Below are 13899 nucleotides of genomic sequence, written 5' to 3'. Positions count from 1 at the left end.
CATGAAAATTAGCCTATACGGTCGTGTGGTGCTGGTTTCGGCATTGTTGGTGAATGCATCTTGCAGCACCATCAAAAGCTGGTTTCCGGATAAGGAAAGAGATTATCAATTTACGACCGAAATCCCTGAATTGGTCGTCCCGGATGATCTGAAAACCAAAACCTTGGCGACGCGCCCGCTAAGCAATACGCCGGAACCCACAGTCGCACCGGTGCAGCAAGAGTCTGTCAAATCTCCGGCCCCTGATACCGCCGAGTCAGTACCCGGCAAGTCGGAGAAACCCGAAGCTAATCAGACTGTAGCAACACCCGCCTCCGGGCATAGTGCGCAAAGCACCGCTAGCAGTGGCGTCAGCAGTTTGCAAATTGATCAATCCGCGACCCAAGCGTGGTGGACAGTTGGCAAAGCCTTGAGCCGGGAAAAATTGGAAGTGGTCGAGCGGAATATGGATAAAGGCTATTTCTTCGTAAAATACGACCCTAACGCGATTAAGCCGGAAGATGGCTCGATTTTGGACGAAATCAATTTTTTATTCGGCGACGATCCTAGTCAAGAACAAGAATATCGGGTGAGTCTACATCAACTCGATGAGCTGCTTACCGAAGTTACCGTGCAGGATAGCGACGGCAAAACCCTGTCAAATACCGCCGCAACTTCTTTGCTCAGATTAATAACCGAAGGCATTAACCTGGATATTCCCAGCAGTACCCCAGCAAAGGCGGATGGTGCTGCCGATAGCACTGCTGCACCACAGTAGGACCACTGCAATTCTTGCGCTTGCGATTTGGGGCTTGCCGGGTTTTACTCCGGGATGCCCCGTATTTATCTCTTTCAGCTATAAACATCGATTCAAACACAGCCCATGTTGACCCTATCCGGAACCTCCGCTCTTTCCCGTTTTCGTATCGAAAAACTGTCGGCCGAACTGCAGGCCATCGCCGGTAGCATCATTGCCGTTAGCGCCCGATTTCAGCATTTTGTGCAAATCGATGGCGATTTGCCTGTCGAGCAATTGGCTATGTTGGAACGCTTGCTCGATTACGGCTATAGCCAGGAAAATATCGAAAATGTGCCAACGCTAGAAGATGGCGGCCAATCGCCGGCGAACCAAGTCTCCGTATCGCTATGGGTGGTACCGCGTTTAGGTACTATTTCGCCATGGTCCAGTAAAGCGTCGGAAATAGCCGAGCGTTGCGGCTTGTCGGCGGTGAAACGTATCGAACGGGGTATCGAATATCGCTTTACTACTACCGAAACTTTGAACGATGCCAGCAAACATCAGTTGGCGGCTTTACTGCACGACAGAATGATCCAGCAAGTCGTTTACGATCAGGCTGAACTGGATTTGTTTGCCGAACACGAGCCCAAGCCGCTACAGAAAGTAGCCATCATTGAGCAGGGCAGGGATGCACTACTTAAAGCCAACACCGAATTAGGCATGGCTTTGTCTGCCGACGAGATCGATTATTTGACCGAGAGTTTTGTCAGTTTGGGCCGCAATCCGACCGATGTGGAACTCATGATGTTTGCCCAGGCTAACTCGGAACATTGCCGGCACAAAATCTTCAACGCCAGTTGGACTATCGACGGCGAAGAGCAGGCCAAGTCGCTGTTCGCGATGATACGCAACACCCACACCTTGAATCCTCAAGGCGTGTTGTCGGCCTACAGCGACAACTCCTCGGTGCTGGAAGGCCCGACCGCACAGGTGTTCATTCGCGATGCGGCGAATAACTATGCCTACGGCTATGTCGAGGAAGCAGCGCATATGCTGATGAAGGTGGAAACCCACAACCATCCGACCGCGATTTCACCGCATCCCGGCGCGGCGACCGGTTCCGGCGGCGAAATTCGCGACGAAGGCGCTACTGGTCGGGGTTCTGCGACCAAAGCCGGCCTGACCGGTTTCAGCGTGTCGCATCTAAAAATTCCCGGTTTTTCGCAACCTTGGGAAGCCGATTACGGCAAACCCGAGCGTATCGTTTCGGCTTTGGACATTATGCTGGAAGGTCCTATAGGCGGCGCGGCGTTCAATAACGAATTCGGCCGGCCCAATATCGCCGGCTACTTTCGCAGCTTCGAACAACCTTCTGAAACCGGCGAAGCCAACCAATACCGCGGTTACCACAAACCCATCATGATCGCCGGCGGCATGGGTAATATCCGGCCGATGCTGGTCGACAAACAGCCAATTCCGGCTGGCTCATTGATCATTATCTTGGGTGGTCCGGCCATGCTCATCGGCCTGGGCGGCGGTGCGGCGTCCTCGCAAACCTCCGGCGAAAGTGCCGCAGAACTGGATTTTGCATCCGTTCAACGCGAAAACCCGGAAATGGAGCGCCGTTGCCAGGAAGTCATCAACCATTGCAACTCGCTGGGCGAGAACACGCCGGTTATCTCGATCCACGACATCGGCGCCGGCGGTTTGTCGAATGCGGTACCCGAGATCATTCACGACTGCGACCGCGGCGGCCGCTTCGAGCTGCGTAAGGTGCAGAACGCCGACAAAGGCATGTCGCCGATGCAGATCTGGTGCAACGAAGCCCAGGAACGCTATGTGGTGGCAATCAAACCGGAATCGCTGGAACTGTTCGAATCGTTCTGCAAACGCGAGCATTGCTTGTATGCGGTGATAGGTGAAGCCACCGATGCCGAGCATTTGACCCTGAGCGACGAATGGCTAGGTCGCCCCCAGCATCCTGCTTCCGGCGACACTAGCACATCCATGTCCGTCGGCGGTCACCCCGTCGATTTGCCGATGTCCGTGCTGTTCGGCAAGCCGCCGAAAATGCATAGAAATGTGCAACGGTTAAACAAGAATTTGCCGAGTCTGCAACTGGATAAAGTTGATCTGGCGGAAGCCGTGAAACGCGTTTTGGCATTCCCGGCTGTGGCAGACAAGAGTTTCTTGATTCATATCGGAGATCGCTCGGTGACCGGTTTGGTGGCGCGCGACCAGATGGTCGGTCCCTGGCAAATTCCGGTGGCCGATGTTGCGGTGACCGCATCCGGTTTTTATGCGCACTCCGGTGAAGCCATGGCGATGGGCGAACGCACGCCATTAGCGCTTATCAATGGCCCGGCCTCAGGACGCATGGCGATAGGCGAGGCTTTGACCAATCTGGCGGCGGCGCGTATCGGCAAACTTAGTGATGTAAAGCTATCCGCCAACTGGATGGCGGCTTGCGGTAGCCCTGGAGAAGACGCAGCATTGTTCGATACCGTCAAGGCGGTGGGCATGGAATTGTGTCCTGAATTGGGCATCGCCATTCCGGTCGGCAAGGATTCCTTGTCGATGAAGAGCGTATGGGAAGACACGACCATGACTTCGCCGCTGTCGCTGATTATTACCGCTTTCGCGCCGGTACAGGATGTTCGCAAAACCCTGACGCCCGAGCTGCGCGACGAAGACAGCGTGTTATTGCTGATCGATCTGGGCCATGGCAAGAATCGCCTGGGCGGTTCGGTGCTGGCGCAGGTTTACAACCAGCTCGGCAACCGGGCGCCTGATCTGGACGATGCCGGTTTATTCAAACGCTTCTTCGATACCATTCAGGCTTTGAACGAAAAAGGTCTGTTGCTGGCTTATCATGATCGCGCCGACGGCGGTTTGCTGGCGACTGTGACCGAAATGCTATTCGCCGGCCGCAAGGGCGTCGATCTGGATATTTCCGAACTGGGCGGCGACGCTTTGGCGGCCTTGTTCAACGAAGAGCTGGGCGTTGTAGTGCAAGTCAAGACTGGCGAGCTGGATCATGTCGCCCGTTTGCTGGATCAAGCCGGTCTGGACGAATTTACCCATGTCGTCGGCAAGGTGGTATCGGGTCAAGGCTTGCGCATCGTTCAGAACGGACAAGAAATCTACAGTGCCAACCGCCCCGAATTGCAAAAAACCTGGTCGGAAGTCAGCTACCGAATGCAAGCTTTGCGCGACAATCCCGATTGCGCGCGCCAACAATTCGAACGAATTGCCGACGACAACGATCCGGGCTTGTCCGTCGTGCTGAATTACGACATCAACGACGATATAGCCGCCAAGTTCTCGGCTGCTGAACGCCCGAAAGTCGCCATCTTGCGCGAACAAGGCGTCAACGGCCATGTCGAGATGGCTGCGGCCTTTGATAGAGCCGGCTTCGCGGCCATAGACGTGCACATGACCGACATCATTTCCGGTCGGGTCAGCCTGGCGGATTTCAAAGGCTTGGTGGCTTGCGGCGGCTTCTCCTACGGCGACGTGTTGGGTGCCGGCGGCGGCTGGGCCAACTCCATCTTGTTCAACCCCAAGGCTCGCGACGAATTCGCCGCCTTCTTTGCCCGTCACGATACCTTCGGCCTTGGCGTCTGCAACGGTTGCCAAATGATGTCCGGCTTGAAAGACATCATCCCCGGCGCCGAACATTGGCCGGCCTTCAAACGCAACCTTTCGGAACAGTTCGAGGCGCGGGTGGCGAGGGTCAAGGTACAAGCATCGCCGTCGATCTTCTTTCAAGGCATGGCGGGTTCGATACTGCCGGTCGTGGTAGCTCATGGTGAAGGTCGCGCCGAATTCGGTTCTGATAAGACCGTGGGTGCGAAAATCGCGATCAGTTATGTGGATAATTACGGCAATGAAACCGAGGCGTTTCCGGCCAACCCGAACGGTTCGCCGTCAGGCATTACCGGTCTAACTACCGCCGATGGCCGCTTTACCATCATGATGCCGCATCCGGAACGTTGTTTCAGGGCAATACAAAACTCTTGGCATCCGGCCGATTGGCTGGAAGATGGCGCTTGGTTGCGAATGTTCAGAAATGCTCGTGTATGGGTGGGTTAACTCAATGCTGCCGCTCAGGCTCCCTTGAGGGCAATTAGTCTGGAGCCTAATTCTGCTTTGTCGTGCGCCGTGACAAGGCGCACGACAAAGTAGAACTAAGCGTTAAAATGAAATTACTTGGCTAAGGGGAAAAATAAGAATTTTTCCTATGGCTGTACAGGAAGCCAAGCTGGATAATGGCGGGTTTACACATATTTCATGTCATGAGCCTTCGCTACCAGATTATTTGTCGCATCCTGCTGTCTTCGATTTGTATTTTGGTATTGGGCGGGGCGATTGCGGTTTGGCAGGCGCGCCAGTCGGTGGCAAAGGAAGTCGACGCCTCGATTCATTTGGCCTTGCAGTTAATTACCTTGGGCATTGCCGATACTCCGGTATTTCAACAAAGCGACGATTTATCCCGCTTCAGCGCGTTACGACAAACGCGGCATTTGAGCATCCAATTGCAAAAGCCGGATGGACAACTGATCCATTTCGCCGGCGAAAATCAGCCGAGTAACCCCGAAGAAATGCCGCCCGGCTGGTTTATCCGTTTGGTAAAAAGCGATTACCCTAAGGTTGAACATCAATTGAATATGCAGGATGGTAAGCTGTTGACACTGATTATCCAGGCTCAGCCGCTCGATGAAATCACCGAGGTTTGGCAAGAAAGTGCGGCGTTTTTTGCGTCGATTTCCTTGTTGACCTTGTTGACCTTTCTGGCGGTCAATCTGGTATTTAACAAGTCTTTGAAATCGATTGCGGTAATTGTCGATGCCTTGCGACTAATTGAAACCGGCCAATATCGGCAACAATTACCGCCATTTTCTACGCAGGAGTTCGATGATATTGCCAAGGCAATCAACCATATGACTGTGGAGCTGGAGAAAGCCCGCCAGGAAAACCGGGCCTTGACTCAGCATTCATTGGCGATACAAGAGGAAGAGCGCCAACGTCTGTCGCAGGAATTGCATGACGAATTAGGCCAATCTCTGACAGCCATAAAAGTGATGGCGGTAACGGCAGGGCATCGAAAAGCCGATGCTGCCAAAATAACTTCGTCAATCTCGGAAATTTGCGATCATTTAATGACTGTGGTGCGCTCGATGATGCAGCAATTGCATCCTCTGGTGTTGACTGAATTGGGTTTGAAGGCCACCTTGGAGGAGATGGTTAATCATTGGTCGGAACGCAATGCCGATCTGCAACTGACAATCCGCTGTAGCGACGCAGTAGACGGTCTGGATAAAAATCTGACTATTCAAGTATTTCGAGTGATACAGGAATGTTTGACCAATGTCGTCCGCCATGCTCAGGCGCATAAGGTTAGTATCGACTTGGAAAAACTCGATCAACCTCACATATGTTTACAGCTAAAAGTGCAGGATGACGGGCGAGGCTGCGATTTGCAGACTACTAGTCAAGGCTTCGGTTTATTGGGCATCAAGGAACGCATTAAGTCTTTGGACGGCGAGTTGCAAGTATCGTCGCAACCCGGCGCAGGTATGCTAATCAATGCGCGAATCCCGCTGATATGAATAACAAGATAAAAATCGTGCTGGTAGACGATCATTTGGTCGTACGCGCTGGTTTTAAGATGCTGTTGGCTGCCGGGGATAGTGTAGAAGTGATCGGCGAAGCCGAACGTGGCGAACAGGCCATTCAACTTTATCAAGAATTACAGCCCGACATGTTGGTGATGGATTTGTCCATGCCCGGCATTGGCGGTTTGGAAACCATTCGCCGCATAACCCAGCGCGACAGCCAGGCGAGAATTTTAGTTTTCAGTGTGCATCATGAACAAGTATATGTCAGCCGGGCTTTAGCTGCCGGCGCGCAAGGGTATATCACCAAAAATAGCGCCCCCGGTATCCTTGCTGAAGCAATCAGAGCAATTATGTCTGGTCAACAGTATGTAGAGCACGGTTTAATCAAGGTTAGCGACGAAACGCGGCAACACACCGGACAGCAAACCATCATCGCTAGTTTCTCGCCGCGCGAATTCGATGTATTCAGTTTACTGGCCCAAGGATTGACAGTGCATAAAATCGCCGATCAATTATGTCTGGGGCATAAAACCGTGGCGAACTACGCCACACAAATCAAAAAAAAGCTGCAAGTGGATACCACGACTGAGCTTGCGCATATAGCGGTCAATTTAGGGATGACGGCGCGCTGAGAATTGGTTTAGGAGGCGGATATGTTCGGCATTAAAAGCAATCGATTAAGCACAAATGCAAGTGCCTGATCGATTACTGAAAACGATGATGTTTAATCGAGAAGGCCGTCGAGTTCGGATTTTCTTGCTAAAACACCCGGCAATTTTTCTTTGAGCACTTGCTCTGATAGCCCAAGCAGCTCCGTTACTTGCTGGGGTAGCGATGTTATAATTTGGTCTTCATCCAAACCCTGATCTTGATAGTCGCTAATTGAGTGGGCGAGGAAAACTGCACAAGCTAACTTGTTGGGTGTCTCCAGCAACAACGGTTCCGCAGATTGCTCGATGGTTTCAACCAATTCGTCAGCAAATTTCCAGCGACGGCAAAGCTCCGCGCAGATCGCCTGACCACTGTAGCCCAAGCGCCTCTTTTCAATTTCCAGTCTGGAGTTGCCGTTTTTCACATGCTGATCGATTTCGTTGGCTTCTCTGGGGCTGGCAATGTGAATCAGCACATTGCCTAGATTACTGATTATGCCGGCAGTGTACGCAATGTCGGCCGCTAGGCCGGCTTGGGTAGCGAACCATTTTGCATAACCGGCAGTGCGAAAACTATTGCGCCAGCTTTGTTTGACATCAAAATTATCCAATTGCGGTACAGCACTGACAATGCCGGATGCGATCACCAATGTTTTAAGCTGATTCATGCCTAGCATAGCGATGGCTTCGTCTATGGAGCCAATTTTACGGGATAAACCAAAATGTGCTGAGTTAACCAAGCGGAGGATTTTTAAAACAATAACTTGTTCTTTTTCAACGTCTTTGGCTATGTCTAGCATATCAGCGTTGGGATTGTTCAGCTGATTTATGATGGATCTTACTACTTCGGGTATTTGCGGTATCTTGTGGATTTGGTCGAACAGTTGGCTCATTTTTGTCGGCATGTAGTGATCCTTAACCTAAGAAATTACAATTATTCAGGGCCAGTTGTAGTCAGAGTCGACAAACAAACTTCATAACTCAAACGTCTGAGCATGGTTCGGCGCCGCCTGAATGCAGAACGCGCCGAACCATACAGATGCGGGCGGCAGCTTTAGGTCTTAAAGTTTCCAACCATGGCCCGCAACTGATTAGCCAGATCAAGTAGCTCGTGACAGGCATCAGCGGTATTTTTTGCGCCGATCGAAGTCTCTTCAGAAACGCGGCTGATATTGCTGATATTACGATTGATTTCCTCGGCAACCGCGGTTTGTTCCTCGGCAGCACTGGCTATCTGGTTATTCATATCGTTAATGGTATCGATGCGCTCACTGATGGTGGTTATTGAACCGCCAGCTGATGCCGCTTGTTCCACGCTGGAATTGGCACGGCTTCTGCCGTTTTCCATTACTGCTACGGCCTGTTTGGCGCGATCCTGTAGACGTTCGATGGTTTTTTGAATTTCCAATGTGGAGTTTTGGGTGCGGCTAGCCAAGGTTCTGACTTCGTCGGCAACTACCGCAAAACCACGGCCTTGTTCACCTGCCCGAGCAGCTTCGATCGCGGCATTTAATGCCAGCAAATTGGTTTGCTCGGCTATCCCTTGGATGACACCCAGTACTTCGCCGATGCTATTACTATCGTTTTCCAGTTCGTGTATGACGTTGGCCGCGTTTTCCACTTCCGAGGCCAAGCTGTTGATGCCGTGTACGGCGTCTTTCACAATGTTTTTTCCTGAAGACGCTTCGCGGTCGGCGATTTCCGCTGCTTCCGATGCTCTAACGGCATTTTTGGCGACTTCCTGCACAGTGGCAGTCATTTGTTTCATCGCATTAGCCACTAATGTCGTTTCGTGTAATTGTCGCTCGACGCCGGCTTGTGTTGACTGGGTGATATTAGCTAGCTTATTTGACGAGCTGGCTAGCTTTTCGCTGGTAGAGCTGATCTGGTCTATGGTTTTAGCTATTTTGCGAACGAAAGTATTAAAACTGGAGGCGATCCAGGCAAATTCCGATTTACCGCTCGCATCAAGGCGGGCTCTAAGGTCGCCCTCACCACTGCCTATGTCTTGCAGCTTTAAAGCCAATGCCGTCAACGGACCTATGATTATCTTGCTCATTGTGAAATAGCCGGTAAAGCCAATCATGATTAGCGTTATGCCTAAAAAGCCGATGGCATAAAATGTACTGGTTTTTAGTTGGGCAAGGGCTACGCTGAACGGGGTGACAATTTCGAACGCGCCATGTAAATCGCCTGCATGACGATTTTCCATCGGATAACCTAATAAATCCTGGCCTTTTTCATTGTTCCAGAGGCTTTGCGATGTTTTAGGATCGCCATGGCACAACTCACATTGCTTGACTAATTTTACCGGGCGCAAATAGCGGACCTCTTCCTTTGCTTCGTCTACATAGCTGTAATCTTGCGCGGAAGGATTGCTTCTGAAAAACTCCAGCGCTTGGCGCTCAATGTCGTCAGCGGCGTTCCGGGGGTTTCTGGGGTTGAGAGAAGGCGCTTTGAAGCGAAATCCGTGCTCTTTTGCTTCGGTTTCGATAACGTCCCAAGCGTTGGCGGTAGGAACCGTTGCCACCACCAATTCTCTTGCTTTTGAAGAGCCTTGTCGTTCGACTAGTTGCATCAGTTGTTCCGGCGTGTAGATGCCGGATTCCCATTTTTTGACCACGTTGTCGCGAATCGATTCGGATAAAATTAGCAACTGACGCGATGTCTGGATTTCTCGGTCGATCAGCTTCTGTTTCTCGACGCTCGAATACACAACCAAAATCGCTATGCCAACCAATGTGAGCACAGACATGGTTATGGAAACCACTTTTACCCCCACAGAGTGCCAGTTCATCATCAACATTCGAAACTCCTTAATACGTTCTAATTTTTCTCAATTTACCTGACTTTTCAGTACCTCTCTGAAGACAGGCGAACTGAGTATAGCTTACAATTTAGCGTCATCTATCTTAAAAACTTTATAGCTATGCGGAAAATCAAGGTTCTGTTTGTTTGTATGGGCAATATCTGTCGTTCGCCTACTGCAGAAGGTGTATTTGCTCATTTGGTCACAACAAAAAACCTGTCTGAGCGCTTCGAAATCGACTCAGCGGGTACCCACGCCTACCACACCGGTGATGCTCCCGATCTACGCGCGCAAAAAGCTGCTCGTGACAGGGGGGTTGAATTAAAGCATCTGCGGGCGCGCAAGGTGGTATCCGCAGACTTTGAAGTCTTCGATCATATCTTGGTAATGGATGATGAAAATCACGCCATATTAAAAGAGGCCTGCCCGGTAGATTTGAGTCATAAGATTCGCCATTTTCTCGATTACGCACCACACGTAAATCAACGCGAAGTGCCAGATCCCTACTATGGTGGCAGCTATGGTTTCGAGCGGGTACTGGATATGGTAGAAGCAGCGTCAGAAGGTTTTTTACAAACCTTGCAGCATACCGGTGAGTTGTGATCAACAAAATAGGAAAAAGCTCATGGCGATAATCTCGAACACAGTCAGTTACCTGGATCGCGATACGGTGTTGGAAGGTTTTTTTGCTTATGACGATGCGATTATCGGGCAGAGGCCGGTCGTGTTGATCCATCATGCGTGGGGTGGGCGAGACCGGTTTGTGGCTGACAAGGCTTTAAAACTAGCGGAATTAGGGTATCTAGCGTTTGCTACTGATATGTATGGCAAAGGCGTGCTAGGAAAAAGTCCGGAAGAAAATGCCACATTGATGCAGCCTTTTATAGCAGACCGAGCAAAGCTTCAGCAGCGCTTGCATGCGGCGCTATTGACGGTCAAGCTGATGCCGTGGGCTGATAACGGTAGAGTTGCAGCGATTGGATTTTGTTTTGGTGGCTTATGCGCGCTGGATTTGGCGCGGACTGGCGTGGATATTCGTGGGGTAGTATCGTTTCACGGACTGCTCGGCGCGCCTGAAAATCTTGCTAACCCTAGGATTAAGGCCAAGGTGTTGATGTTGCACGGTTACGATGATCCGATGGCATCTGTTGAACAAGTAAGTGCCATACAAAAAGAGCTCACTAAAGCGGGTGCGGATTGGCAGTTGCATAGTTACGGTCATACCAAGCATGCGTTTACCAACCCTGTCGCCAACAATCCGGATTTCGGCACAGTTTATCAAGCAGTTGCCGATCGCCGCTCTTGGCAAGCCATGCAAAACTTTTTGAGTGAGATTTTTGCCTGACGGCAGATGGTGGCGTTTGCTATAATCGGCGGCTTTATAAACCTGTCAGCAATGCTTAAATGGAATTGATGCTGCAGGCCAACCCGTCGATCGATAAGCTTTCGACTGCACTGGAACCACGGACCCATGTCAGACTTCGCTAAAGAAATTATCCCCGTCAATCTCGAAGACGAGATGAAACAATCCTACCTCGATTATGCTATGAGCGTCATCGTTGGCAGGGCACTTCCCGATGTCAGAGACGGCCTCAAGCCGGTGCACCGTCGCGTACTGTACGCGATGAACGAACTAGGAAACGATTGGAACAAACCCTATAAAAAATCGGCGCGTATCGTCGGTGACGTGATCGGTAAATATCACCCACACGGTGATACAGCGGTCTACGACACCATGGTGCGGATGGCGCAGCCATTTTCTTTACGTTACATGCTGATCGACGGCCAAGGTAACTTTGGTTCGGTGGACGGCGATTCGCCGGCGGCGATGCGGTACACCGAAGTACGGATGTCGAAAATCGCCCACGAATTGCTGGCCGATCTGGACAAGGAAACTGTCGATTTCGTCGCCAACTACGACGAGTCCGAGTCCGAGCCGACCGTGATGCCAACCAGAGTACCCACGTTGTTGGTCAATGGTTCGTCTGGTATCGCGGTCGGTATGGCCACCAACATTCCCCCGCATAATCTGGGCGAGATAATTAGCGCTTGTTTAGCCTTGATCGAAAACCCCGATCTGACTATTCCCGAGTTGATGGAAATTGTACCTGGTCCGGATTTTCCGACCGCCGGTATTATCAATGGCGCTTCCGGCATTTTCGAAGCCTACGCCACCGGCCGTGGGCGTATCTATCTGCGTGGTCGCAGTCATTTCGAGGATATTGGCGATAGCGGTCGCCAAGCCATTATTACCACCGAGCTACCTTACCAAGTCAACAAAGCCCGCCTTTTGGAAAAAATTGCCGAGTTGGTTAAAGAAGGTAAGTTGGAAGGCATTTCCGGATTGCGAGACGAGTCCGACAAAGACGGTATGCGCATGGTCATCGAGTTGCGGCGTGGCGAAGTACCTGAAGTGGTGCTGAATAATCTGTTCAAGCAAACCCAGATGCAAACCGTATTTGGTATCAATATGGTCGCTCTGTACGACGGTCGGCCGCATTTAATGGGTCTGAAAGAGATTCTGGCGGCGTTTGTCGATCACCGTCGCGAGATCGTCACCCGCAGAACGATTTATAACCTGCGCAAGGCGCGGGAAAGAGCGCATACCCTGGAAGGTCTGGCAGTCGCGCTGGCTAACATCGACGAGATGATCGAGCTGATCAAATCCTCACCGAACCCGCAAGAAGCTAAAGTGGGTTTGTTGGCTCAAACCTGGAAAGCCGGTTTGGTTGCCGCGTTGCTGGATAGAGCCGACGCCGACCGTTCGCGGCCGGATGATTTATCCGTTGAATTTGGCTTGGCGGACGGCGCATACCGCTTGTCGGAGGCGCAGGCTCAAGCAATTTTGGATTTGCGTCTGCACCGTTTGACCGGTTTGGAACAAGAAAAAATCGTCAACGAATACAAACAATTGCTGGAGTTGATTGACGAATACCTGCATATCCTCGGCAACGATGTGCGCTTGATGGAAGTGATTCGCGAAGAGCTGGAGGAAATTAGAAACCAATACGCCGATCCGCGGCGCACCGAAATTGTCCAGGATTATTCCAATCTGTCAGCGGAAGACTTGATTACCGAAGAAGATATGGTAGTCACCATGTCGCATGAAGGCTATGTAAAAACGCAACCTTTGAGCGATTATAAAGCCCAGCGCCGCGGTGGTCGCGGCAAGTCGGCGACGGCGACCAAGGAAAATGATTTTGTCGAGAAATTAATTATCGCCAATACCCATGACACCATTCTGTGCTTCTCGTCTGCCGGTAAAGTTTATTGGTTAAGGGTGTTCAATTTACCGGTCGCTAGCCGGGCGTCGCGTGGTAAGCCATTCGTGAATTTGCTGCCACTGGAAGAGGGCGAAAAAATCAACGCGATGTTGCCGGTGCGCGAGTATAGCGCCGATAAATACATCTTTATGGCAACCTCATCGGGCACTGTGAAGAAAACCCCGTTGCCTGAATTCGAGCGGCAACGTAGCAACGGCAAAATCGCCATTGATTTAAACGAAAACGATACTTTGGTGGGCGTGGCGATTACCGACGGCCAGCAAAACGTATTGCTGTTTAGCAGCGACGGCAAAGCCGTCTGCTTCAACGAAACAGATGTGCGGTCGATGGGCAGAACGGCTACGGGGGTGCGCGGCATTCGCTTACAGGATGGCCAAAAAGTCATTTCGCTGATTATCTCAACCGAAGGCACGGTACTGAACATTACCGAAAACGGCTACGGCAAGCGTACCAAACTAGAAGAATTTACCCAGCATAGACGTGGCGGTCAGGGTTTGATTGCGATTCAAACCTCCGAGCGTAATGGAGCAGTAGTAGGTGCGGTGTTGGTCAATGATACCGATGAGATTATGTTGATCACTGACGGCGGCATATTGGTTCGGACTCGAGTCAAGGAAATTTCCGTGGTCGGTAGAAATACCCAAGGCGTTACCGTGATTCGTCTGGATAAGGGCGAAAGAGTCGTTGGTGTGGATCGAATTGATGGTCTCGGCGATGAAGAAGATGACGTCGAAGGCGATATTGACGTCGAAGGTGATATTGATGAAACCGATGTCCCAGCAGATAGCGCCGAATCTGGCGGAGAAGAGGAATAAAT

At 51.2% G+C, this 13899-nt stretch carries 9 protein-coding genes; 7 read left to right on the top strand and 2 right to left on the bottom strand.

The annotated features are described in order from the left end of the window. Position 1: 1 nt before the first annotated feature. The 4 genes from bamC (at position 2) to EBA_RS11225 (ending at position 6971) form a co-directional block, all read left to right on the top strand. A complete protein-coding gene (gene bamC, locus EBA_RS11240; protein ID WP_192374802.1) occupies positions 2–757 on the top strand; it encodes an outer membrane protein assembly factor BamC in 756 nt (251 codons plus the stop codon). A gap of 105 nt (positions 758–862) precedes the next feature. Next, a complete protein-coding gene (gene purL, locus EBA_RS11235; RefSeq protein WP_192374801.1) occupies positions 863–4813 on the top strand; it encodes a phosphoribosylformylglycinamidine synthase in 3951 nt (1316 codons plus the stop codon). Between the two features lie 203 nt (positions 4814–5016). After that, positions 5017–6330, top strand: a complete 1314-nt coding sequence (locus tag EBA_RS11230; RefSeq protein ID WP_192374800.1) for a sensor histidine kinase — start codon at positions 5017–5019, stop codon at positions 6328–6330. Beyond that, positions 6327–6971, top strand: a complete 645-nt coding sequence (locus tag EBA_RS11225; RefSeq protein ID WP_192374799.1) for a response regulator transcription factor — start codon at positions 6327–6329, stop codon at positions 6969–6971. The genes EBA_RS11230 and EBA_RS11225 overlap by 4 nt, the downstream gene beginning before the upstream one ends. Before the next feature lie 92 nt (positions 6972–7063). Here the strand turns inward: EBA_RS11225 and EBA_RS11220 are convergent, their stop codons facing one another. Further along, entirely contained in the window at positions 7064–7894 is an 831-nt protein-coding gene (locus tag EBA_RS11220) for an HDOD domain-containing protein (protein ID WP_192374798.1), read from the bottom strand. Positions 7895–8043: 149 nt separating this feature from the next. Continuing rightward, the gene (locus tag EBA_RS11215) at positions 8044–9795 is read right to left on the bottom strand and encodes a methyl-accepting chemotaxis protein (RefSeq protein WP_192374797.1); all 1752 of its coding nucleotides are present in this window, start codon (positions 9793–9795) and stop codon (positions 8044–8046) included. Positions 9796–9918: 123 nt separating this feature from the next. Between EBA_RS11215 and EBA_RS11210 the strand changes: the two genes are divergently transcribed. The 3 genes from EBA_RS11210 (at position 9919) to gyrA (ending at position 13897) form a co-directional block, all read left to right on the top strand. Further along, complete coding sequence (locus EBA_RS11210) at positions 9919–10401, top strand: low molecular weight protein-tyrosine-phosphatase (RefSeq protein WP_192374796.1); 483 nt, start codon at positions 9919–9921, stop codon at positions 10399–10401. Positions 10402–10423: 22 nt separating this feature from the next. Continuing rightward, complete coding sequence (locus EBA_RS11205) at positions 10424–11143, top strand: dienelactone hydrolase family protein (protein ID WP_192374795.1); 720 nt, start codon at positions 10424–10426, stop codon at positions 11141–11143. 126 nt (positions 11144–11269) lie between these two features. Next, positions 11270–13897 carry a DNA gyrase subunit A gene (gyrA, locus tag EBA_RS11200; protein WP_192374794.1) on the top strand — a complete coding sequence of 876 codons (2628 nt, stop codon included), beginning with the start codon at positions 11270–11272 and terminating at the stop codon, positions 13895–13897. Positions 13898–13899 lie beyond the last annotated feature (2 nt).

This window comes from Methylomonas albis, assembly GCF_014850955.1.
GTDB lineage: Bacteria > Pseudomonadota > Gammaproteobacteria > Methylococcales > Methylomonadaceae > Methylomonas > Methylomonas albis.
This window is presented reverse-complemented; position numbering and strand designations above follow the sequence as displayed.